The sequence below is a fragment of the Moraxella sp. K127 genome (assembly GCF_015223095.1).
Classification (GTDB): domain Bacteria; phylum Pseudomonadota; class Gammaproteobacteria; order Pseudomonadales; family Moraxellaceae; genus Moraxella.
In genome coordinates, this window is record NZ_JADFBZ010000008.1 from 37,224 (window position 1) to 59,894 (window position 22,671).

Here is a 22,671-nt window from a genome sequence, read left to right on the forward strand (position 1 = left end):
CCACTTTTTGTAATAAAAGTGTTAATGAAATTTCATTTTGCCAGTAATTCTCAAAGGTTAAAAAACGACCATACACAGATGGTCGTTTTGCGTGATGATTTGTTGGGGTTAGTCTGCTTGTCCCACTAAGTAACGCATGAGAATGGGAACAGGGCGACCGCTTGCTCCTTTGTTATCGCCACTTGACCACGCTGTGCCTGCGATGTCTAAGTGAGCCCATGCCTGACCTTCTTTGATAAAGCGTTGCAAGAAGCACGCTGCCGTGATAGAACCGCCTTCACGTCCGCCGATGTTTTGGACATCTGCAAAGGTAGATTTTAGCTGTTCATCATAGGCATCATCTAAGGGCATTTGCCACACTAGGTCGCCTGTGTACTCGCCTGCTTCTTCTAGGGCGAACAGCGTGTCTTCGTCATTACAATACAGTCCTGAACGCACTGAACCCAAGGCAATCACGCACGCCCCTGTCAGGGTCGCTGCATCGATGATGGTGCGTGGCTTGTAGTTGTCTTGGACGTAGCACAGAGCGTCACACAGCACCAGACGACCTTCGGCATCGGTGTTTAGAATCTCAACACTCATGCCGTTCATGGCAGTCACGATGTCTGATGGGCGAGTGGCTTTGCCCGATGGCATGTTCTCGGCACAGGCAAGCACCACGACCATGTCCAGTGGCAGGCGAGCTTCACACACCGCTTTGATGGTGCCAAGCATGGCAGCTGCTCCGCCCATGTCGTATTTCATCTCATCCATGCCTGCTGATGGTTTTAGTGAGATACCGCCTGTGTCAAAGGTAATGCCTTTGCCGACTAGGGCGATGGGGTCTTTTAGTTTGCTCTTTTTCTTGCCTGATTTGCCGTGGTATTCGATGATTGTCAGTTTGCCTTCGTTGTCAGAGCCTTGTGAGACTGCCAAGAAACAGCCCATGCCCAGTTTTTTCATCTCTTTTTCGCCAAGCACACTCACGCTGACCACGTCTTTGTAGTCTTTGCCCAGTTTTTCGGCAACTTTGGCAAGCTCGGCAGGGGTCATGATGTTGGGGGCATCATTGGCGACATCACGAGCCAAACTCTGCCCGATGTGCGTGGCAGTAGCGATGGCTAGGGCGTTTTCGTAGTCGGCTTTGGCGTCTTTGGTGTTGATAAATTCAACAGTAGATAGGGCGATTTTGTCGCCTTTTTTGGATTTGTAGGGTTCAAAGCGGTATTCGGCATGCAGTAGAGCATTAACAAACTGTCCAAAATGCTTCTGGCAGATGACATCACCCCATGCCACGACCGCAGATTTGCTGTTTTTGATGGTGTTAAAGGTGGCTTTGCCCAGTTTTGGCATTTGATTGGCAAGTTTGTCCAGCGAGCCTGTGCCAATCACGCTGATGACATGCCCGTCATCAATGCCATAATCTGTCACGCTCTCGCCGACCGAGCCTTTAAAGCCACTGGCTTTGATGAGTGCATTGGCACGATCTAAGTGACCGCTGTCAAGGTTGCCCAAAATCTTGGCGTCGCTGTCGGCAAAGACGACCAAATGGGGCTGGGTTTTGGTTTTTTTGGGGCTAAGCTTGTCGCTGACGCTTAGGTTTAGGGTGGATACAGACATACAAACTCCTTGTTTGTGAGTGGGGAAGGGATTGTTTAAATTTTAGCACATTTTTGGGGGTGTGTGAAACCTTTGTTACACAAATTGTCCGTGGCGATAAATCGGGGTTTTTGTTTTATAAAACTTATTGAAAATTATAATAAATCCAAAAATTTAAAATATCATCACGCATTTTCCATCGTTTGGTATGATGTGATAAAATAACCCATCGCTAGGGGGTGTGTTATGAGTATGACGTTATTGCAGCTAAATGCCTTTGTTAAGTTGGCACAATCGGGCAATGTCTCCCAATCCGCCCAAGCTCTTGGTATCTCACAGCCGACCCTGTCTCGGCACATTGCCAAGTTAGAAGAAGAGCTTGGCGTGGCGTTGTTTGAACGTCATCATCGCCCGATGAGATTGACGGACGCAGGGGCATTTTTTTATGAACGCATGGCGATAAGCCTTGCCGACATGACCCAAACCATCAGCATGACCCAAAATTTTTATCAGCCCAAGCCCAACGTGCTAACCATCGGCTTTGTGGCGTCCATCCTGTATGGGCGACTGCCGACCATCGTGGCAATGCTAAAACAAAACGTCCCAGAGCTTGATGTTAGGCTTGTAGAAATCGGCTCGGAAGAACAGCCCCAAGCCTTACAATCAGGGCAGATTGATGTGGGCTTTGGGCGGTTTTTGTGCCAAGACCGTTTGGTTCATCAGCGATTTTTAAGACAAGAAAAACTCGTGGTTGCCATGCCACACACGCACCTTTTGGCGGACATGGAGGTGCCGATAAGCCTGTCGCAATTGGTGGGAGAGTCCATCATTTTGTATCATCGCACGCCCATGACACTTGCCCCGAACCACACCCAAGACCCGATTTTGCACCTGTTTCATCAGCACCATCTGTACCCCAAAAACACGCCAAAAGCCCGAGACATTCAAATTGCCCTAGGACTCGTGTCAGCAGGTGAGGGCATGACGCTTGTCCCTGAGAGCCTAAGCACTGTCCGCAGTCATCAAATCGCCTATCTGCCCCTAGCCGACCATGCCGTCTCGCCCATTTATCTGAATACGCTTGCTACCGCCCAACATCCGCACATATCAGCCCTGCTAAACGCCATTCATGCTGTGTATGATGATAATTTGTAACAAAATATGTCAAATTAATAAGAATTATTCTTGATTTAATAAATAACTATGCAAAAAATTAATAAAACAGGTGTATATTATGTGATTTTTGGCAGATAGTATGCAGTTTTTGCATAATATTAGTATTTTTAATAAAATATTTTATAAAAATTAAAAAATATAAGATAAAGACAAATGGATTTTTTGTGGGTATACTAGGGCGTGTGAACTTTTGTATTAGCAATAAAAACTGAGAAAATAGGATTTAGCCACTTTTTATGAAGAAGTTGATTAAATCATCAAGTTTTTATCAAGTGTTGATAATTAAATGCTATCAATGTCCAATACACTCTAGTGAATTGATATAAATGTGTTTTTTAAAAAGTTTTTAAATTTAAATTAGGAGAAAGAAATGCCATCAATAACATTTGATTCATTAGAAGTTCCCTTGGCTAACAGCCAAGAAAATATTTTAGATGCAATAAAGAAGTTGGAAAATGTTGGTTGTGTAACAGAATTTGATGAAATTCTAAATGGCTTTCCAATGGGTCATTGGAAAGAATATTATTTGGATGTATTAAAAAATAATGGTTACACAGGTGAAGTCCTGAGTATTGGTGGCTATGATAGTCGTTATGGTGCATATTATGGTTTGTGGAATCCGCAACGAATGGAATACTCGGAATTTCAAACTTACTTAAAAAATCAACTTCAAGTGTATTTAGATAATCAATTTGCTTAACATGGAGTAACAAAGATGTCCGCAGGTCTTACCTTCCGCCAAGCCGTCAAAGATGAAAAACCCCTACAAGTCGTTGGTACGATTAACGCCAACCATGCCCTACTTGCCAAACGAGCAGGCTTTAAAGCCATTTATCTGTCAGGCGGTGGCGTGGCGGCGGGTTCGCTTGGCTTGCCTGATTTAGGCATTAGTAACCTTGACGATGTTTTGACCGATGTTCGCCGTATTACCGATGTGTGCGATTTACCGCTATTGGTGGACGCTGACACAGGGTTTGGGGCGAGTGCTTTTAACATGGCTCGCACGACCAAATCGCTCATCAAATTTGGGGCGGCAGCCATGCACATTGAAGACCAAGTCGGTGCAAAACGCTGTGGACACCGCCCAAACAAAGCAGTCGTTAGCACCGCAGAAATGGTGGATAGGATTAAATCGGCGGTGGACGCTCGTACCGATGAGAATTTTGTCATCATGGCTCGCACCGATGCCCTTGCCGTAGAAGGCTTACAGAGTGCGATAGACCGTGCCTGTGCCTATGTGGAAGCAGGGGCGGATATGCTCTTTCCAGAGGCGATTACTGACCTTGCCATGTACAAGCAGTTTGCCGATAGTGCAGGCGTGCCAATCCTTGCTAACATTACCGAATTTGGCTCAACGCCCCTTTATACGACCGATGAACTTGCCAGCGTGGACGTGAGTTTGGCATTGTATCCGCTATCGGCATTTCGGGCGATGAATAAGGCGGCGGAGACGGTTTATACTGCCCTGCGAGCGGACGGCACGCAAAAAAATGTCGTGGATATGATGCAAACCCGTGCCGAGCTATACGAACGCATTAATTATCATGCCTTTGAAGATTATTTGGATAATGCGTTTAAAAAATAGGTTTTATTTGGTGCGTAAGGTGCGTATGACGCACCGTTAAGGTGAAATATTGCAAATTGGTAAGGTAATGAGCGATAAGCAAAATTTAGATTTCAAAAAATCCTATAAACATCTATCAAGTATGCCAACGTATTTATTGTACTTTGTTTTGCATTTATTTGGCATACTTTCAAGAATGGGATTTATAAAAATTGAAATCAAAAATAACATTGATGATTATTTATTTCTCACCATGCTTTTCTCTACTGTAATAATAGGACTAATCTTTATGATTTGCGGTAAAAAATGGATAAGAACTTATTTTTCCAAACAACAATTTTCACCAGAAAAATTGAACAAATATGAGCAAATATCCAATTATTTTCATAAAATTACTTTTGTCATTGTACTGACTTATTGGACATTACATTTGGTATTGTTCCATAAAGGTATTTTTACGATATAAATGTGTAGGAGAGAATTACATTCGCCCAAAATTCAATACTTTACACAGGGTAATGTGATTTGCCCCTTACAAAATATCCAAAAGGTATAATTAGAGAACAATACCTACATTTTTATCAATTTTTCAACACTTAATTGTAAAACGGTGTGTATTACATACCTTACCCAAACCCTAAAACTTTTAAAAAATTTAAATATCCCAATCAAGTATGAAAAGGATATTTGATAGGATAATCACTTATTAAAGTCATTATCCAAAATAGCGATAATTTAGCAATAAATTATCATTTGACCCATTAAGGACGAAAGGAAACATTGCAATGACCGAAAATGCACTACCCAAAGTGGACGGCTTTAAACCCAAAAAATCAGTTGCCCTAAGCGGACAAGTGGCAGGCAATACCGCCCTATGTACGGTCGGCAAATCAGGTAATGATTTGCATTATCGTGGTTATGATATTTTGGATTTGGCAAATAATTGCGAATACGAAGAAGTTGCCCATTTGCTCATTCATGGACATTTGCCAAACAAATTTGAGCTCATCGCCTATAAGCAAAAACTCAAAACCTTGCGTGGCTTGCCAATCCGTGTGATTGAAGTGTTAGAGAGCCTACCTGCTCACACGCACCCTATGGACGTGTTGCGTACGGGCGTATCCATGCTTGGCTGTGTACACCCAGAGCGTGAGAGTATGCCTGCCAGTGAAGCTCGTGATATTGCCGATAAGCTCATCGCCTGCTTTGGCTCTATGCTTTTGTATTGGCATCAATACAGCCACAATGGCAAACGCATTAGCGTGGAGAGCGAAGAAGACAGCATTGGCGGTCATTTCTTGCACCTGTTGCACGGCAAACGCCCCACGGCGTATCATGTCAAGGCAATGCACATTTCGCTGATTTTGTACGCCGAGCATGAGTTTAATGCGTCCACGTTTACCAGTCGTGTGATTGCAGGGACAGGGTCGGATATGTATTCGTGCATTAGCGGAGCTATCGGAGCGTTAAAAGACCCAAAACATGGCGGAGCCAACGAAGTGGCGTATGACATTCAAAAACGCTATCGCAACGCTGACGATGCCGAGACGGACATTCGTGAACGTATCGCCAAAAAAGAGATTATCATCGGTTTTGGACACCCTGTTTATACCATTAGCGACCCACGCAATGTCGTCATCAAGCAAGTCGCCAAAGACCTATCCGAAGAAACAGGCGATATGCGACTGTTTGACATTGCCGAGCGGTTGGAGACCTTAATGTGGAACGAGAAAAAAATGTTCCCAAATCTGGATTGGTTCTCTGCCGTGTCCTACCAAAAAATGGGCGTGCCAACGGCGATGTTTACCCCACTCTTTGTCATCGCACGCACGGCAGGCTGGTCGGCTCATATCCTAGAACAGCGTGCGGACGGTAAGATTATCCGCCCAAGTGCCAATTATACAGGCCCTGAGGATTTGGCATTTGTGCCGATGAATGAGCGGTAATTAAATAAAACAAGGGCATATTTTTAATTGGGAAAATGTGCCTTTGTTTTTAAAATTTGGAATATTAATGTTAAATTTAGAAATTTGTGATAATGGAAATCATAAAGTCGTTTATTATCGCAATGCCGATGATGTGGCAATTAGGGTTACAATTTTGGATTTGAATAATAACATTATTCAAGATTTAATTTCTGAATATGATAAGACTGGCAGAAATATTTGTGATGTGCTATTTGGTAAAGACCCAACCAAAATTATTGCTTATCGTGAATATCATTTTCGTGATAATGAAAAACACGACAGTGGTTGGACAGATTATAAAAAAGTGAATGGCGAATTTGTCAAACTACATTCACAAAGTGGTGGTTGGATTATTAAAGACGAATTGTCTCGCTGTGATTGGTTTTATCCAAATGGCGAATTGGCGTTTTATGAATTATTTAAATTTGATAATGATATTGGTGGAATGTGCAAGGAATATTCTTATTTTCCAAATGGAGAAAGAATTGTTGAATTTTGTGATGAACCAAGATTAGAACATTTTGATGATTATTATTTGGATTTTATTTAACAATCTAGACAACCTTAGGAGTAATAGACATAATGCAACAAATACAAAATGATATAAATCTTTTAATTGCAAAGAAAAAAGCATTAATGCTGAATGACCCTATAATCTATGAAATTTGGTATGAAATGATAAAAATTCTCACTAAAAACAAAGAGTTAACTTTTGCTTATTTGAAGATGATTTCACAAGAAGAAGTTTATTGGATATCCGAGATATTTGAAGACCTATCAGAAGAGTTTCAAGATGAAAGTTTTATATCGCTACTCAATGAATTACAAGATAAATATCCTAGCATTGACTTATCTATGGATATTTTGTATTCAAAAAAGGCTATAAAATAGATTTAATTCAGAACGGTGCGTAATACACACCTTACGCTTACGATTATAATGCTTTTTTTAATCAATATTTCTTTAAAAATAGGACAGTCATAATGTCAAATCAAGGTTTTCCTGCTGGTAATTTGGTACATACCGATAAAGGATTAGTGCCAATTCAAGAGATTAAAGTGGGTGATATGGTGTTATCTCGTCCTGAATTGGGCGATAAAGACACTCCAACGGAATATAAGTGTGTTTTAAAAACTGTTTGTTTAAGGGAAAACGCAATTACACAAATTTCCTATATTGCCGAAACAGAGCCTTTAATAATCAAATCAATCTATTTAACAGACAATCATTTGGTATGGGTTCAATCCGATAATAAATGGACTTCAACCATTGATTTACAAATAGGTTCAAAACTTAGCTTTAAATCCCAAGACATAAATGCGTATTTGATTGGAGCTGTTGAAGTTTTTGAAGTAGCTACTAAAACAAGAGATGTAGTTGGTTTGGTTCACAATAAAGACTTTAATGATGAATGGGATCAAGGTATTGTAATAAGTTCATCAGAAGGTTTAAAAACATTCTATATTAGTGATCTTAATGGAGAAAGCCTAGAAGAGACTTATAACGGAGAATATATTTATGTTGATGATTTTCCAAAAATTTCTTGTAGTAATCAAAATCCATTTAATAACTTGCTTTCACATACTTACAATAAATTCAAAGCTTCTATATATAATTTAGAAGTAGAAGACTATCATACTTATTTTGTTGGTAAAGACGGTATTTGGGTTCATAACGCCAATTTTATCAAGGCATAACCCTTACCCAAAACCCAAAATAGCGTTTATTATTTAATTTTTCACAGCCAAAGAAAAGGAAACTTAGCAATGAAAAACTACCGTAAACCCTTAGCCAATACCGAGCTACATTATTATGATGTAGAACAAGCGATTAACGACATTCGCCCCAATGCTTATGAACGCTTGCCCTACACCGCCAAAGTGCTTGCCGAACAGCTCGTGCGAAACTGCCACGATGCCCCACAATTGGGCGATTATTTGGGGCAACTTATTGATAACAAACAAGAGCTGGATTTTCCGTGGTATCCTGCCCGTGTGGTGTGCCATGATATTTTGGGGCAGACGGCATTGGTGGATTTGGCAGGACTTCGTGATGCCATTGCCGAGCAAGGGGGCGACCCGTCCAAAGTCAATCCTGTGGTACAAACTCAGCTTATCGTGGACCATTCGCTGGCGGTGGAGCATGGGGGCGATGACCCTGATGCTTTCGCCAAAAACCGTGCGATAGAAGACAGACGTAATGACGACCGTTTTCACTTTATAGAATGGACAAAAACCGCCTTCAAAAACGTGGACGTTATCCCTGCTGGCAACGGCATTATGCACCAAATCAACCTTGAAAAAATGTCGCCTGTGGTGCAAGCACGAGACGGCATAGCGTTCCCTGATACTTGCGTTGGGACGGATAGCCACACACCGCACACGGACGCATTGGGCGTGATTTCGGTGGGCGTGGGCGGTCTTGAAGCCGAATGCGTGATGCTCGGCTTGCCGTCCATGATGCGAACACCTGACATCGTGGGCGTGCATTTGACAGGCAAAAGACAGGCAGGGATTAGTGCGACTGATATTGTGCTTGCCTTGACTGAGTTTTTGCGAGCTGAGAGAGTGGTGGGGGCGTATTTGGAGTTTTTTGGGGAAGGGGCGAGCAGTCTGTCGGTGGGCGATAGAGCGACCATTGCCAACATGACTCCAGAATATGGGGCGACCGCAGGGCTGTTTTATATTGACCAAAACACGCTGGATTATCTGACCTTGACAGGACGTGAGAGCGAGCAGGTCAAATTGGTGGAAAATTATGCCAAAACCGTTGGGCTATGGGCGGACGATTTGGCAGGGGCGGAGTATGGGCGAGTGCTGACGTTTGATTTGTCAAGCGTAACTCGCAATATCGCAGGCCCAAGTAATCCACACGCCAAAGTGGCAACGAGCGAGCTAAAACAAAAAGGCATCGCAGGGACGGTAGAAGAGCGTGATGACGGTCTGATGCCTGACGGTGCGGTGATTATCGCCGCCATTACAAGCTGTACCAATACTTCTAACCCAAGAAATACCGTTGCCGCAGGGCTTTTGGCGAAAAAGGCAAATGAATTAGGCTTAACTCGTAAACCGTGGGTGAAGTCGTCCTTTGCCCCCGGTTCTAAGGTTGCCGAAATTTATCTAAATGAAGCAGGGTTACTCCCTGAGCTTGAAAAGTTGGGCTTTGGTATTGTTGGCTTTGCCTGTACGACTTGTAATGGCATGAGTGGGGCGTTGCGACCAGAGATTCAGCAAGAAATCATAGACCGAGACCTATACGCCACAGCCATTCTATCAGGCAACCGTAACTTTGACGGACGCATTCACCCTTATGCCAAGCAAGCCTTTTTGGCAAGTCCGCCGTTGGTTGTGGCGTATGCCATTGCAGGGACGATACGTTTTGACATTGAAAATGACGTGCTGGGCTATCATGACGGCAAGCCTGTGTACCTAAAAGACATCTACCCAAGCGATGATGAGATTGATGAGATTGTCGCCAACTGCGTAAAACCTGAGCAGTTTCGGCAGGTGTATATCCCCATGTTTGATTTGGATAAGTCAAAACAGGCAACCAGTCCGCTCTATGACTGGCGACCCATGTCCACCTATATCCGCCGTCCGCCCTACTGGGAAGGGGCGTTAGCAGGGGAGCGGACGCTGACAGGCTTGCGACCTTTGGCGATATTGCCTGATAATATCACGACCGACCATTTGTCGCCGTCCAATGCCATTGTCAAAAATTCGGCGGCAGGCGAGTACCTTGCCAAAATGGGCGTGCCAGAAGAAGATTTTAACAGCTATGCCACGCACAGGGGCGACCATTTGACCGCACAACGGGCGACTTTGGCAAATCCCAAACTCTTTAATGAAATGGTGCGAAACGAAGACGGCACGGTGCGTCAAGGCTCTTGGGCTCGCATTGAACCAGACGGTACGGTTGTGCGAATGTGGGAAGCAATTGAGACCTATATGGAGCGGGGTCAGCCTTTAATCATTATTGCAGGGGCGGACTATGGGCAAGGGTCAAGCCGAGACTGGGCGGCAAAAGGCGTGCGACTGGCTGGCGTGGAAGTGATTGTCGCAGAAGGTTTTGAACGCATTCATCGCACCAATCTGATTGGTATGGGTGTGCTACCGCTACAATTTAAAGACGGTATTAATCGCCATACGCTCGCCCTTGACGGTACAGAAATCTATTCGGTGCAAGGAGAAATCTCGGCTCGCTCGGAATTAAGTCTAATCATAGAACGCAAAAATGGCAAGGTAGAAAGCGTGCCTGTTTTATGTCGCCTTGATAGCGATAGTGATGTGAGAACTTATAAGGCGGGGGGGTGTTACAGCAATTTGCGGGGGAATTTTTGGACAACTAAAAATTTGTAAATCGCATAAGGACAAGGCAATTTTGTGGTAGAATTGTCCTTGTCTTTAAAATATAGGAAACTGAAATGAGAGTTGATGATTTTTCACAAGAAGGCTATTTTTGGCTAAAAGACGAGCAAAATAAAAAGTTTTCTGGAACTGTAACAGTCAAAAATGGGGGAAATTCTACGCTAAAAATTCAAGTAGATGATTATGCTAATTTAAAAGAATTCCAAGATAAGTTTTGGCAACAAAAAGAAAATATTATTATTTATGGGGATTGTAATAATAAATTTTCAGTATTTCTTGACTGCTTTATTCAAACAGTTGGAAATAATTTTGTATTATTTCAAATAGGAAAATCTATTTTTGACACTTTGCCTAATTATGATTTTTCAAAACCTAAATTTATTAAATTTTCATTTGATAATATATATACTTGGGTAAAAAATAACTTTAAGGTAATTGAAAATGAAATTTCCTATGAAAATAAAAAAGTTTTTTTAGAATTTCCTATAAGAAATGATGTTGTATTATTTTCAAATCAAGATTTTGAAATATCTGTAAATTTTCTCTACCAAACCAAACATAATGAACAAATAAATGACTATACTTCATCAATTATAGAAAAACCATATATACAAATTAGTATTTTAAATGATAATTGCTCTAATTTTGAATTCTTATTTGAGAAAATTTATAAATTTATTGGTTTTATTTTAATAGATGCAGGAAAAATTTCGTCTTTAACAAATGTACAGGTCGGTTATGTGGAAAATTATTTTTCTCCTATTTATTATACATCATCTCCTTTTATAAGTGAGTTAAAAGATGTCTCAAAATCTGATTTCTGCTTTGGTTTGGATAGCATTATTAAACTTAAAGAAAACAATATTGACATTATTAAAACTTGGTTTGATAATTTTGACCATTTATCAAATAGCTTGAATTTATATATTAATAAAAAATCGGCAAAAAATGTGCATATTGATACACATTTTGTATGGCTAACACAGGCTTTGGAAGGATTTCATAAGTTAGCTATTGATAATAAAAAAATAATCTTAAAAGAAAGATTAGAAAAACTTTTTGAAGTAACTGATATTCTTGAAATGAAATTATTTGATATTGCAAAAATTAAAAGTCTTGTTCCAAATATAGTGAAACTTAGAAACCACTTCATTCACTCAAACAATGAATTTCAAATGGGTCAAAAATTAGCTTACAATATTTTGGCTTTCAACTATCTGTTGGAACTTATATATCTTTTAAATTTGCTAAAATTTTTAGGTTTAAATGACAATCATTTACAAGGACTATTAACTGTACACATCAAAGGTTATCATTTGCAAAATACAAAAAACCATACAGCCAAATTTATCAATGATTATTTTGCAATGGAAAATCAAAATCCCCAAAACGGTGCGTAATACGCACCTTACGCCCCACACCAAAAGGAATAAGGAACTTAAAATGCAAACCCCAACCCCCGCCACTTATATGCGTGGTGGCACATCAAAAGGCATATTTTTTAATTTGGCGGATTTGCCAAAGCCTTGCCAAGTGGCAGGGCAGGCACGAGACGCATTTTTACTCCGTGTCGTGGGCAGTCCTGACCCCTATGGCAAGCAGATTGACGGTATGGGCAATGGTTCATCAAGCACGTCCAAAGTCGTGATTTTGTCGCCATGTACGGACGGCACGCACGATGTCAATTATCTGTTTGGGCAGGTGGCGATTGATAAAGCGATGATTGATTGGTCAGGCAACTGTGGTAATTTGACAGGGGCGGTGGGGGCGTTTGCCATTACCAATGGCTTGGTACAGGCGGATAAAATCCCTGATAACGGCATTTGCACGGTCAAGATTTATCAGCAAAACATTGGCAAAACCATTATCGCCCACATTCCTATCAAGGACGGACAAGTCCAAGAAACAGGCGATTTTGAGCTTGACGGCGTAACCTTCCCCGCCAGTGAAGTTAAGATAGAATTTATTGACCCTGTGGACGATGACGGCGAGATGTTCCCTACAGGCAATTTAAAGGACAGACTTAGCGTGCCTGATGTGGGCGAATTTGACGTTACCTTTATTAACGCTGGCATTCCCACGATATTTTTAAGAGCGTCTGATTTGGGTTTTACAGGTACGGAATTGCAAAAAGACATTAATTCCAATGGCGAGATTTTAGCCAAATTAGAAAAAATCCGAGCCTATGGAGCGGTACAAATGGGTTTAATCAGCCACATTGATGAAGCCCAAACACGCCAGCACACCCCAAAAATCGCTTGGGTTGCACCCCCTGCCGACTATGTTTCATCAAGTGGCAAAACCGTCAAGGCGGACGACATTCATCTACTGGTGCGAGCGATGAGCATGGGGCAGTTGCACCACGCCATGATGGGAACAGCGTCTGTGGCAATCGGCACGGCAGGCACAATCGTTGGCACGCTTGTTAATGACGTGGCAGGCGGTCAAGAGCTAAATGAGGTGTGCTTTGGACACCCATCAGGCACGCTCACGGTGGGCGGTCAGTCCGAGTGTGTAAATGGTAAATGGCTCGCTCGTAAGGTATCCATGAGCCGTTCGGCACGGCGGTTGATGGTGGGGCAGGTGTTTGTGCCTGAGGATAGTTTTTAAGCCAACATCACCAATAAAGTAAGTCTTAGGATTCAAAAACCATGAAAATCTCAAATGTTATTATAATTACTGGTCTGTTGGCATTGTCACTTGTCGCAAATCTGGTGTGGGCAGATGTGCCCGATGTGGTAAATAGTCCCAATGTCAACAACTGCGATAAAAGAGATGAGTTGGTTGATACTGTGTTAAAAGGGCATTATGAGTACGTGAGCTGTTTTTCAGAAGGATTGGCTAGGGTTAGTGTATATGATGACACATCTCCTAATCTGAGCCGATTTGGATTTATTGACAAGACAGGCAGGCTTGTTGTTCCCTTGAAATATGATTATGCCCGTCAATTTAGTGAGGGGGTTGCCAATGTCAGTTTGGGCGATGACAGTTACTTTATTGACAAAATAGATAGGGTTGTTATTGATGTGTCGGAGTATGACATGGTTTGGGATTTTCATGGTGGGCTAGTGAGGATCTCAAAAAATCACCCAAGCGGACATCCGTTTAAGGGCATGCAAGGTTGTTTGGATAAGTCGGGTAAGGTTGTTATTGATGTAGCTTATCTAGAATTGGGGTGTTTTGCTGATAGTAATGAAGAGGTAGCACTAAAATATGTGAACGATGATGTCAAGGTGGGCGTCATCAATCGGCAAAATCAGACGGTAATTGACTTTGATTATGCCATGTTATCGCCCATTGATGAGCAGGGACTGTATGTGGCTATCAAGGATTGCTCACCTTTTTTGGCAGGGTTTGTGAGTGATGAACTGTTAGGGTATTGCCGCTATGGCGTGATAGATGGGCGTGGTGGTGTGGTTGTGGATTTTAATTATCAAGGGTTGGTATTTGATGATGGGGTTTTGATTGCCAAAAAAGACGATAAATTTGGCAAGATTACCTTAGGTGGCGATGTCATTACGCCGTTGGTGTACGATGATGTTGGTGATTTGCCCGACTGACGGGTTGATAGTTAGCCACCAAATAAGGTGGTTTTTCATTTTTAAACAGAATAAAATTTGATATAATAGACGGTTTATATTTTAAGAAAAACACACCGTGATTTTACGCACTTACATGATACGCCAAGTTGCCACAACAACCGCCCTTGTTTTGGGGTTTTTGGTGGTCATGCTCTTGGGTGGTCGCCTGATACGTTATTTTGGTATGGCTGCCGAAGGGGGGCTTGATGTTGGGGTGCTGTGGACGCTCATCGGCTATAACTTACCTTATTTTTTGGAATTGATTTTTCCTTTGTCCTTTTTTATCGGGCTTATGCTGGTGTTTGGGCGACTGTATGCCGACCATGAGATGGCGGTACTAAACGCAGGTGGGATAAGTCGTGGGGCGGTGTCAAGGCGGATTTTGCCGTTGGTGGTGGTGGTGTTTGTCATGCAGGGTTTTATCACGCTCATCGGTAAGCCGTGGGGCGTGGCAAAGGCGACCAACATTTGGCAAGAGCAGTCGGTGGTGGAGATTTTTGATTTGATTCGCACCAAAGAGTTCATCAGTAGTGGCGACTATCATCTGTATGTGGGCGAAGTGGGCGATGAGCGTGAGTTTTTAAAAGACGTCATCGTCATTCAGATGAATGATGGTAAGCAGGCAGATAACCCAAGCACACCAACCACGCAGAGAGCCATAGAGCAGGGCGACCCGCTACACGCTGATAACCTAGACACGAGCAAAATCCCAAGCGAGCTACTATCCGACAAAGACACCATTATCCTAGCCAAATCCGCAACCCAAGTGCCGACCGCTACGCATGATGGCTCGGTGGTGCTTGATTTGCACGAAGGGCGACGTTATGAAGTGGATACCGCCAGTCGTCAGTACAGCCAAGTGGGCTTTGGGCGGTATCGCATTCATCTGACGGGCAAAAGCGAGAGCCAAGGACGCCCGATGAAGATAGAAGGCATTGCCACAAGCGAGCTTTTGGGCGTGCGTGGGGTGCAAGGCGAGATAACCCTAAAAAATACGTTTAGCCCACAGCAGGTGCGTGCTGAGCTCGGTTATCGTCTGTCGTTGCCTTTTTTGATGATTATCGCTGTGCTACTTGCCACACCGCTTGCGACCGTGCGACCCCGTCAAGGCAGATGGCTCAAACTCATCCCTGCGATGTTTATTTTCGTGGCGAACGTGCTGATTTTGATTTCTCTAAAAGAGAGTATTGCCAAAGGCAAGATTGGCGTGTACATCTATCCTGTGGCATTGGTGCTGTTCATCGCCTTTGCCTTGTATCTAAATTATCATGACCGTGTCATGGCACAGCTTCGCCGAAATCGTATCAGTCGCCAAGGTCATCAGCAATCAGGGCAGGGGGTGTCATGAAAGCATGGATTTTACCCCGTTATGTCATCCGCTCGGCACTGTTTGCCATGATGGGAGCGGTGGTGGGCTTGTGGCTATTGCAAATCATCTTTGCCTATCTGTCCGAGCTTGAAAACTTATCCGAGACTTATACGTATCTTGACGCGTTACGCTTTATTTTATACCGTTCGCCTTATTTTTTGGTGCAGTTTATCCCCACGGGGGCATTACTGGGGGCGGTGATAGGGCTTGGACTGCTGGCGGGCAACAGCGAGCTTGTGGTCATGCGAGCGTCTGGGGTGAGCGTGTACCGCATTATCGGGTATGCGATGTTGCCAGCGTTTTTATTTGTGGTCATCTCATTGGCGGTCAATCAATTTATCCTGCCCACAACCAACCAAAAAGCGTCGCAGATAGCCACGCATACCGCCACGACCGATAAGCTCTTTACGGTCAATGGCTACTGGGCAGTGAATGACACCGAGCAAGGGCAAGAGATTGTCTATATCAGTTATGCTGACTCGGACGGCAAACTGGGGGCAACCAAACGTTACTATCTGGATAAAGGGGCGAATCTGACGGGGGCGACCCGTGCAGGCAGTGGCGCGTTCCACGAGCAGGCAGGCGATGATTATCAGTGGCAACTGACTGACGTGGCACAGCTGACCGTAGGCGATACGGGTGTCTCTCGCAGTTTTGACACGCACAAGACCTTATCACTGCCCCTTGCTCCGAGTGATGTTCATCTTTTGACCAAAGAAGCCGAAGATTTGTCCTTGACCGACCTATACGCTCATCATCAGCTCATGAGTCATCAAGGCAAACGCTCGTTACGCCACGAAGTCGCCTTTTGGCAAAAGCTCTTATCCCCCTTTACTGTGCTGTCATTGGTGCTGGTGGCGTCGTCCTTTGTGTTTGGGTCGTTGCGTTCGCAAGGGCTTGGCTTGCGGATTGTCATGGCGTTATTGACAGGGCTGTTATTTAGCTATTTGACCGATTTGACAGGGTTTGTGGCATTGGCGACAGGGCTTTCCCCGTTTTTTATGGCGTTATTGCCGATTATTATTAGTGCTGGCGTGGGGATCTATCTACTGCAAAGACGGCAATAAAAATGGGCGGGAGATTGCCCATTTTTATGGTTATTTTTAAATTAAAAATCAAATTTGCCATTTAGTGTATGGCAAATCATTACAAGCTCAATAATATAAGGGTGTAGGGGCGTGCTGAGCACGCCTTGTAAAATTGTCAAAGGCTGTCCAAAGCAACCCTTTCAAAGCGTATGGCGAATATTAAGCCCGTTAGGGTCATGATATGATTAATCACGCCTTATTTTGATGAGCGAGTAATCTTATTATCACGAAATACCAAACCGCTATTAGGAGAATCAAGTTCGGTTAAGCGTTTTAATTCACCAAAGGCACGGTTATTTTTATCTATCATCAGCCCATTTTCTTTGGTCTGATAAATGGACACCACATCTGCCGAGACGAATTTGCCGTCAGTTTGCATGGTGACATTGACAATGGGGGCAATACCGTTTAGTCCACGCACATTAAACACCCCATAAGTATTAAAATTCCCCAAACTGTACGCGATAAAGCGGTCTTTATAAACTTCTACCGCCCGAGTTACGTGCGGGCCATGCCCGATGACGATGTCCGCCCCCACATCGATGAGACTGTGGGAGAATTTATAGACATCGCCACGATTTTCATTTAAATACATCTCGGTGGTTTTGGGGACACGCACATGATTTGCCCCTTCGGCACCGCCATGAAATGAGACGATGACGATGTCCACTTTTTTATCCAGCTCTTTGACATAGCGTTTGGCGGTTTCTAAGTCATTGATAGAGAGCGTACCGATGTTTGGGGCAAAGGCGACCATGCCATATTTTACGCCATTTTTGGTGAATGTGGTTGTGGGCTTGGACAGCAGTCCGGCAGAGTAGATACCGACATCAGCGAGTGTGTTTTTGGTGCTGATACGTCCGACATCGCCAAAGTCGCCTGTGTGGTTATTGGCAAGGCTTAACACATTAAATCCTGCGTCCTTGATGATTTTGGCGTAGCGGGTTGGCATACGAAAGGCATAGCAGGTCATGGGTTTGGGCTGACCTGTCTCGGGGTCTATGGCAGGCGTGTTAGGGCATTTGGTGGAGTTGCCTTCGTCTAGTAGTACCCCTTCTAAGTTGCCAAAGACCACATCGCCTTTTAGGTGGGGTTTGACGTATTTAAAGCTATCACGTCCGTCATTGGGTGGTAAAAAGCCCACATTGGGAAAGGACGACCCGATCATGATATCGCCCACCGCCACGATGTTGATAAGTCCGTCTTTGTTTGGGGTGGCGGTGTCATCGCCATGACCAAATAACAAATCACCATCGCTGATGATTATCTCATCACTGACGATGGTGCTACTGCCTTGATTGGGATTGTATTCAAAATCATCAACTTTGTGGGCGACATAGCTCACCACGTCATTTTTATAAGTTGTGGCGGTGTAAGTCACCGTATCGCCAAAGTCAGCGATTTTTTGTGAAAAGTGCGTTTGGGTCTCGGCACTGCATGATTGGCATAAGATACCCAGTGTCATAAAACACAGCAATGATAATCTTGTCATAAAAATTCTCCTTAATTTGTAAAATACCATATCACCCAAAACACACCACGCCCAATACCACGCCTTTTTCTGCCCCTGTTACGGCAGGCAGGTTGCCTGTTTGCATGAGCATATTTTGGCGAGCCAGCCACGCAAAGGCAACCGCTTCCACCCAAGTGGGACTGATACCCACCGTGTCGGTGCTATGTATGATAAAGTTCGGCAGATGATAACCAAGCCGTGCCAGTAGATGAGTGTTATACGCACCGCCACCGCAGATGTAGAGCGTGTTGTGGGTTTTGGAAAATTTGGCAATCTCACGGCTTGCCGATAGGGCGGTAAACTCGCACAAAGTCGCTTGCACGTCCACAGGCGTGATGTCAAAATCTGCCAACATCTCATCAAGCCACGCCATATTAAAGGCTTCTCGCCCTGTGGATTTGGGGGCGGATTGTGCCAAAAAGGGGTGAGTCATGAGCTTGTCAAGCAAGGCAAAATCCACCGCCCCTGATTTTGCCCAGTCGCCATGTTTGTCATAGCCGACCCCCTGATGACGGCATATCCAGCCGTCCATAAGCAGGTTCGCCACGCCTGTGTCATAGCCTGTTACGTCATCGCCCAGTACGGTGATATTGGCAATCCCGCCCAAATTTAAAATCACGGTTTGACTGTCATCGGCTGTCTCATCTTGTCCAAAAATGGCTTGATGAAAGGCGGGGACTAAGGGAGCTCCTTGACCGCCCACCGCCATGTCTCGTCTACGAAAGTCTGACACCACCGCAATGCCTGTGCGTTCAGCTAGGATATTGGGGTCAAGCAGTTGCAGGCTAAACCGCCACTCGGGACGATGTCGCACCGTCTGCCCATGACAGCCAATGGCGGTGATGTCATCGCTTGTCAGCTCGGTTTTGGCAAGCAGTTCATTGACAATCTCACTGGCAAATTCACCATACAGATGGCTTGCCAAACCCCAAAAATCAAGCTCGCTAAATCGGTCAAATTCACCCATATCAAGGTGTGATATGCCATTTGGCGTACACAGTGCCAATAAAATCGCCCGCAATTTGTTACAAAAGGGCTTACTATGAGTGGCAATAATTTTGGGCGTATCACCGTCAAAGTCGCACAGCACAGCATCTAGGGCATCAAGACTTGTTCCGCTCATCATGCCAATATAGTAGCGGTCTGCCAAATCCACGTCAAAGGCGGTATTACAGATCATGTTTATCCTTAGGTTGAACTGATTATTTGGTTAACATGGGTTGTAAAATATCCATCATACCAAACTTTAAAGTATGTGATTGGGTTTTAAAATGTAACAAAATATGTCAAAAACGATAAAATTCATTGAATAGACGCTAAAAAAGCAATGATGTTATCAAATTTTTAACAATTCTTTACTATTATAATGTATTATTCTAAATGAGCTGATGATATATTAATGCAATCAACTTAGGACACCTAACATCTAAGGTGATTTTATTAGACACTTTTCATTTTCCAAGGAGAAATCATGAAATTTTTAAAGGCTCTTGTTCCTGCCCTAGCATTGGTTGCTACTGTTTCGCACGCAAGTGATATCTTAGACCACAAACAAGCCGTCAGAGATACCACAAAAGTGCGTCAAGTAAATTATACCTGTGCCACAGGTGGTAGATTGACAGTCAAATATGGCTTTAATGAGCAAAGCCAACCAACTTATGCTGAGGCAGTTGTTGGTGGCAAAAATCGCTTCATGCCCATCAATCTTGCCCGTTCAGACGTGTCAGGTACTTTCTTTGGTCAAGAAGACAGCTACACACTCGGTGTGGATGCTCTAACGCTTGGTAATTACCACAGAGTAGGTTTGGCAAGCATTCAAGACCCTGCCAGCGAGATCATGCACAAAGATTGCCGAGTGGTTAGCATTAACAAAATCAAAGGTTAATACGCCATACTCAAAAAATAGTCCCAATTGGGACTATTTTTTTGTAAAATAAATATTCAAAGTGTTTTAATCAAAATTAGTTTGTTATAATAGCACAATTTTTTATAAAAAGGTGTCCCATGTCAAATTTTTTACCCCCTGCCGAACAACTTGAACTTCTAAAACGTGGCGTGGTGGAGATTTATTCCGAAGAAGATTTGTTAAAAAAACTCGCCAAAGGTCGCCCTTTGCGTATCAAACTTGGCATGGACCCCACTGCCCCTGACTTACATTTTGGTCATACGGTCGTGCTTAACAAACTGCGTGCTTTTCAAGAATTGGGGCATGAAGTGCTGTTTTTGATTGGCGATTACACCGCTCGCATTGGCGATCCGTCTGGCAAAAACGCCACTCGTCCGCCCCTGTCCGAAGAGCAGGTCAAGGCAAATGCCGAAACCTACGCCAAGCAAGTCTTTAAAATCCTAGACAAAGACAAAACCACCATTATGTTCAACTCCGACTGGTTTGGCAAAATGAGTGCAGGGGACATGATACAGCTCGCCAGTCAGCTTACCGTGTCTCGTATGTTAGAGCGTGATGATTTTTCAAAACGCTACAACAGCCAAACCCCAATCGCCATTCATGAATTTTTATACCCCCTTGTGCAAGGCTATGACAGCATTGCCATGGAAGCTGATGTGGAGATTGGCGGTACTGACCAGACCTTTAACGTGCTTATGGGGCGTACCCTGCAAGGTCGCTACGGCAAAGAGCCACAGGTGTGCCTGACCATGCCCCTTTTGGAAGGCTTGGACGGTGTACAAAAAATGTCCAAATCGCTTGGTAACTACATTGGCATTGACGAACCTGCGGGCGTGATGTACCAAAAAATCCTATCCATGCCCGACACGCTCATCGCTCGCTATTTTGAGCTTTTGAGCTTTAAGCCGATGAGTGAAGTGAACGCCTTGCTTGATGAAATGGCAAACGGTCGCAATCCCCAAGAATTAAAGAAAATCCTAGCCCATGAGCTCATTGAGCGTTTTCATGACAAAGAGTCTGCCGACAACGCCCACCGCTCGGTAGGCAACCGCTTGGCGGACGGGGAGTTACCCATTGATTTGCCCGAAGTGTCGCTGTCTCTTGACGGTGCGGACAAGCTCTTTATCACCCAAGTGCTAAATCAAGCCAGCCTTGCCAAAAATTCCGCCCAAGCCAAAGATATGCTCTCTCGTGGGGCGGTCAAAGTGGACGGACAAGTTGTGGATGCAAGTTTTGCCCTAAGCGTGGGACAAACGGTGGTGATACAGGCAGGGAAAAAGGCGTATGCTAGGGTGAGTGTATTGTAATGAATTGCAAGATTGAGATTTTAGTGGTAATGCTTGTTGGTTGTTTATTGACGGCTTGCACAAATAAACCTGTTGATGAAAATCGCCAGCAAGCAAGCGAATATATTGTTAATTCTGAAAAGAATGTGCAAAAAACCTATTGGAAAAACCCCAAAACTTTAATTTTGGAAATCAATAGCCAAAATAGACACGAAACAACATTGGCATTAATTTTTTATTGCCATAATTTGCAAACGCTATGTGGTCTAGAAAACCAAGACATTACAATTAATGCCATTTCTACACACAATAATCAAAAATTGGCTTCAGAAAAATGCTCCTAGTCCCCAATGAAATAAAGCAAGGCATCTACCGCCATTACAAGGGCAACCTTTACCAAGTGCTACACACCGCCCGCCATTCCGAGACCGAAGAGACACTTGTCGTCTATCGTGCTTTATATGGCGATTATAGGGTGTGGGTGCGCCCGTTGGCTATGTTTTGTGAAAGCGTAACGATTGACGGCAAGACCTTGCCACGTTTTGAGCTTGTTAAGGAGCTATCATGAATTTTGAAGTCATCGACCTTGTCATCGGTACAGGCAAAGCGTGCGAGCGTGGGGCGTTAATCACAACTCACTACACAGGCACGCTCACGGACGGCAGTGAGTTTGACTCATCACACAGCCGTGGGCAAGCCTTTGAGACTGTCATTGGGACAGGGCGTGTGATTAAGGGCTGGGATTTGGGCGTATTGGGGAGCCAGATTGGTGAAAAACTGCTTGCCAAATGGGGCATAAGCGTGGATTTGCCAGCGTGCGAGCCGATGAGAGTTGGCGGAAAAAGACGGCTTATCGTTCCTGCTTTTTTGGGCTATGGCAAGCGTGTGGTGGGTAAGATTCCGCCCAATTCTGATTTGGTATTTGAAATTGAGCTGATTGATGTCAAGACAAGAGACTAAATATTTATAAAAATCAATAACTTATAAATATTTTTAAAAAATTACCACAAAAAGACTTTACAACCAAAAACTATCCTGTATAATACGCACCACTCAGGCAGACAAGCTAGTCAAAAACTTGTTTACTTTCAATAATTTAAAGTTAATAAAAAGGCGTTAAAACAACATCATAAAAAACTTTAAAAATTTTGAAAAAACTGCTTGACATTAAATTTAAACAGCGTATAATACGCTCTCATTCGCTGGACGACAGACGAATCATTATTTAAAAACATACTAAGAACAACTTGTGTGGATTTTTGCTAATACAAGATAA

The 22,671-nt window shown here is 43.6% G+C and carries 21 protein-coding genes and 1 pseudogene; 19 read left to right on the top strand and 3 right to left on the bottom strand.

The window, feature by feature from the left end:
• Positions 1–108 precede the first annotated feature (108 nt).
• A complete protein-coding gene (locus IM753_RS02965) occupies positions 109–1,599 on the bottom strand; it encodes a leucyl aminopeptidase (RefSeq protein WP_194108612.1) in 1,491 nt (496 codons plus the stop codon).
• A gap of 225 nt (positions 1,600–1,824) precedes the next feature.
• On the opposite strand from IM753_RS02965, the gene IM753_RS02970 reads away from it, so the two are divergent.
• From IM753_RS02970 to lptG, 14 genes and pseudogenes are all read left to right on the top strand, one after another.
• The gene (locus IM753_RS02970) at positions 1,825–2,733 is read left to right on the top strand and encodes a LysR family transcriptional regulator (protein ID WP_227713057.1); all 909 of its coding nucleotides are present in this window, start codon (positions 1,825–1,827) and stop codon (positions 2,731–2,733) included.
• A gap of 391 nt (positions 2,734–3,124) precedes the next feature.
• Entirely contained in the window at positions 3,125–3,454 is a 330-nt protein-coding gene (locus tag IM753_RS02975; protein WP_065255019.1) for a hypothetical protein, read from the top strand.
• Between the two features lie 15 nt (positions 3,455–3,469).
• On the top strand, positions 3,470–4,339 hold the full coding sequence (prpB, locus tag IM753_RS02980) for a methylisocitrate lyase (protein ID WP_065255018.1): 870 nt from the start codon (positions 3,470–3,472) through the stop codon (positions 4,337–4,339).
• Positions 4,340–4,406: 67 nt separating this feature from the next.
• Positions 4,407–4,784 carry a hypothetical protein gene (locus IM753_RS02985; RefSeq protein WP_065255017.1) on the top strand — a complete coding sequence of 126 codons (378 nt, stop codon included), beginning with the start codon at positions 4,407–4,409 and terminating at the stop codon, positions 4,782–4,784.
• 319 nt (positions 4,785–5,103) lie between these two features.
• Positions 5,104–6,264 carry a 2-methylcitrate synthase gene (gene prpC / locus IM753_RS02990; RefSeq protein WP_194108613.1) on the top strand — a complete coding sequence of 387 codons (1,161 nt, stop codon included), beginning with the start codon at positions 5,104–5,106 and terminating at the stop codon, positions 6,262–6,264.
• Between the two features lie 67 nt (positions 6,265–6,331).
• Positions 6,332–6,835 carry a hypothetical protein gene (locus IM753_RS02995; protein ID WP_065255015.1) on the top strand — a complete coding sequence of 168 codons (504 nt, stop codon included), beginning with the start codon at positions 6,332–6,334 and terminating at the stop codon, positions 6,833–6,835.
• 32 nt (positions 6,836–6,867) lie between these two features.
• A complete protein-coding gene (locus tag IM753_RS03000; RefSeq protein ID WP_083108255.1) occupies positions 6,868–7,176 on the top strand; it encodes a hypothetical protein in 309 nt (102 codons plus the stop codon).
• Between the two features lie 92 nt (positions 7,177–7,268).
• On the top strand, positions 7,269–7,982 hold the full coding sequence (locus IM753_RS03005) for a polymorphic toxin-type HINT domain-containing protein (RefSeq protein WP_065255013.1): 714 nt from the start codon (positions 7,269–7,271) through the stop codon (positions 7,980–7,982).
• A gap of 69 nt (positions 7,983–8,051) precedes the next feature.
• A pseudogene (gene acnD, locus IM753_RS03010) lies at positions 8,052–10,633 on the top strand (Fe/S-dependent 2-methylisocitrate dehydratase AcnD).
• Between the two features lie 75 nt (positions 10,634–10,708).
• A complete protein-coding gene (locus tag IM753_RS03015) occupies positions 10,709–12,052 on the top strand; it encodes a HEPN domain-containing protein (RefSeq protein WP_065255011.1) in 1,344 nt (447 codons plus the stop codon).
• Positions 12,053–12,095: 43 nt separating this feature from the next.
• The gene (gene prpF / locus IM753_RS03020) at positions 12,096–13,262 is read left to right on the top strand and encodes a 2-methylaconitate cis-trans isomerase PrpF (protein WP_065255010.1); all 1,167 of its coding nucleotides are present in this window, start codon (positions 12,096–12,098) and stop codon (positions 13,260–13,262) included.
• 41 nt (positions 13,263–13,303) lie between these two features.
• Positions 13,304–14,212, top strand: coding sequence for a WG repeat-containing protein (locus IM753_RS03025; RefSeq protein ID WP_065255009.1), 909 nt, complete (start codon positions 13,304–13,306; stop codon positions 14,210–14,212).
• A 115-nt stretch (positions 14,213–14,327) separates the two neighbouring features.
• Positions 14,328–15,581 (top strand): LPS export ABC transporter permease LptF, encoded by a 1,254-nt coding sequence (lptF, locus tag IM753_RS03030; protein WP_065255008.1) that lies wholly within the window; start codon positions 14,328–14,330, stop codon positions 15,579–15,581.
• A complete protein-coding gene (gene lptG, locus IM753_RS03035; RefSeq protein WP_062499210.1) occupies positions 15,578–16,669 on the top strand; it encodes an LPS export ABC transporter permease LptG in 1,092 nt (363 codons plus the stop codon). Before lptF ends, lptG begins: the two co-directional genes overlap by 4 nt.
• Before the next feature lie 217 nt (positions 16,670–16,886).
• On the opposite strand, the gene IM753_RS03040 is transcribed toward lptG, so the two are convergent.
• Positions 16,887–18,182, bottom strand: coding sequence for a CapA family protein (locus tag IM753_RS03040; RefSeq protein WP_227713058.1), 1,296 nt, complete (start codon positions 18,180–18,182; stop codon positions 16,887–16,889).
• A gap of 31 nt (positions 18,183–18,213) precedes the next feature.
• The gene (locus IM753_RS03045; RefSeq protein ID WP_065255006.1) at positions 18,214–19,383 is read right to left on the bottom strand and encodes an anhydro-N-acetylmuramic acid kinase; all 1,170 of its coding nucleotides are present in this window, start codon (positions 19,381–19,383) and stop codon (positions 18,214–18,216) included.
• Positions 19,384–19,674: 291 nt separating this feature from the next.
• Between IM753_RS03045 and IM753_RS03050 the strand changes: the two genes are divergently transcribed.
• From IM753_RS03050 to IM753_RS03070, 5 genes are all read left to right on the top strand, one after another.
• Complete coding sequence (locus tag IM753_RS03050; RefSeq protein ID WP_065255005.1) at positions 19,675–20,088, top strand: hypothetical protein; 414 nt, start codon at positions 19,675–19,677, stop codon at positions 20,086–20,088.
• 119 nt (positions 20,089–20,207) lie between these two features.
• Positions 20,208–21,416 carry a tyrosine--tRNA ligase gene (gene tyrS / locus IM753_RS03055; RefSeq protein ID WP_194108614.1) on the top strand — a complete coding sequence of 403 codons (1,209 nt, stop codon included), beginning with the start codon at positions 20,208–20,210 and terminating at the stop codon, positions 21,414–21,416.
• Entirely contained in the window at positions 21,416–21,739 is a 324-nt protein-coding gene (locus tag IM753_RS03060) for a hypothetical protein (protein WP_194108615.1), read from the top strand. The genes tyrS and IM753_RS03060 overlap by 1 nt, the downstream gene beginning before the upstream one ends.
• Positions 21,730–21,963, top strand: a complete 234-nt coding sequence (locus IM753_RS03065; protein WP_194108616.1) for a DUF1653 domain-containing protein — start codon at positions 21,730–21,732, stop codon at positions 21,961–21,963. Before IM753_RS03060 ends, IM753_RS03065 begins: the two co-directional genes overlap by 10 nt.
• Entirely contained in the window at positions 21,960–22,355 is a 396-nt protein-coding gene (locus IM753_RS03070; protein ID WP_194108617.1) for an FKBP-type peptidyl-prolyl cis-trans isomerase, read from the top strand. Before IM753_RS03065 ends, IM753_RS03070 begins: the two co-directional genes overlap by 4 nt.
• The last annotated feature ends 316 nt before the right edge of the window (positions 22,356–22,671 follow it).

Bases quoted from the DNA above. Each gene is read 5' to 3' on its own strand.
- IM753_RS02965 (WP_194108612.1), bottom strand. From the start codon at position 1,599: ATGTCTGTATCCACCCTAAACCTAAGCGTCAGCGACAAGCTTAGCCCC.
- IM753_RS02970 (WP_227713057.1), top strand. From the start codon at position 1,825: ATGAGTATGACGTTATTGCAGCTAAATGCCTTTGTTAAGTTGGCACAA.
- IM753_RS02975 (WP_065255019.1), top strand. From the start codon at position 3,125: ATGCCATCAATAACATTTGATTCATTAGAAGTTCCCTTGGCTAACAGC.
- prpB (WP_065255018.1), top strand. From the start codon at position 3,470: ATGTCCGCAGGTCTTACCTTCCGCCAAGCCGTCAAAGATGAAAAACCC.
- IM753_RS02985 (WP_065255017.1), top strand. From the start codon at position 4,407: ATGAGCGATAAGCAAAATTTAGATTTCAAAAAATCCTATAAACATCTA.
- prpC (WP_194108613.1), top strand. From the start codon at position 5,104: ATGACCGAAAATGCACTACCCAAAGTGGACGGCTTTAAACCCAAAAAA.
- IM753_RS02995 (WP_065255015.1), top strand. From the start codon at position 6,332: ATGTTAAATTTAGAAATTTGTGATAATGGAAATCATAAAGTCGTTTAT.
- IM753_RS03000 (WP_083108255.1), top strand. From the start codon at position 6,868: ATGCAACAAATACAAAATGATATAAATCTTTTAATTGCAAAGAAAAAA.
- IM753_RS03005 (WP_065255013.1), top strand. From the start codon at position 7,269: ATGTCAAATCAAGGTTTTCCTGCTGGTAATTTGGTACATACCGATAAA.
- IM753_RS03015 (WP_065255011.1), top strand. From the start codon at position 10,709: ATGAGAGTTGATGATTTTTCACAAGAAGGCTATTTTTGGCTAAAAGAC.
- prpF (WP_065255010.1), top strand. From the start codon at position 12,096: ATGCAAACCCCAACCCCCGCCACTTATATGCGTGGTGGCACATCAAAA.
- IM753_RS03025 (WP_065255009.1), top strand. From the start codon at position 13,304: ATGAAAATCTCAAATGTTATTATAATTACTGGTCTGTTGGCATTGTCA.
- lptF (WP_065255008.1), top strand. From the start codon at position 14,328: ATGATACGCCAAGTTGCCACAACAACCGCCCTTGTTTTGGGGTTTTTG.
- lptG (WP_062499210.1), top strand. From the start codon at position 15,578: ATGAAAGCATGGATTTTACCCCGTTATGTCATCCGCTCGGCACTGTTT.
- IM753_RS03040 (WP_227713058.1), bottom strand. From the start codon at position 18,182: ATGACAAGATTATCATTGCTGTGTTTTATGACACTGGGTATCTTATGC.
- IM753_RS03045 (WP_065255006.1), bottom strand. From the start codon at position 19,383: ATGATCTGTAATACCGCCTTTGACGTGGATTTGGCAGACCGCTACTAT.
- IM753_RS03050 (WP_065255005.1), top strand. From the start codon at position 19,675: ATGAAATTTTTAAAGGCTCTTGTTCCTGCCCTAGCATTGGTTGCTACT.
- tyrS (WP_194108614.1), top strand. From the start codon at position 20,208: ATGTCAAATTTTTTACCCCCTGCCGAACAACTTGAACTTCTAAAACGT.
- IM753_RS03060 (WP_194108615.1), top strand. From the start codon at position 21,416: ATGAATTGCAAGATTGAGATTTTAGTGGTAATGCTTGTTGGTTGTTTA.
- IM753_RS03065 (WP_194108616.1), top strand. From the start codon at position 21,730: ATGCTCCTAGTCCCCAATGAAATAAAGCAAGGCATCTACCGCCATTAC.
- IM753_RS03070 (WP_194108617.1), top strand. From the start codon at position 21,960: ATGAATTTTGAAGTCATCGACCTTGTCATCGGTACAGGCAAAGCGTGC.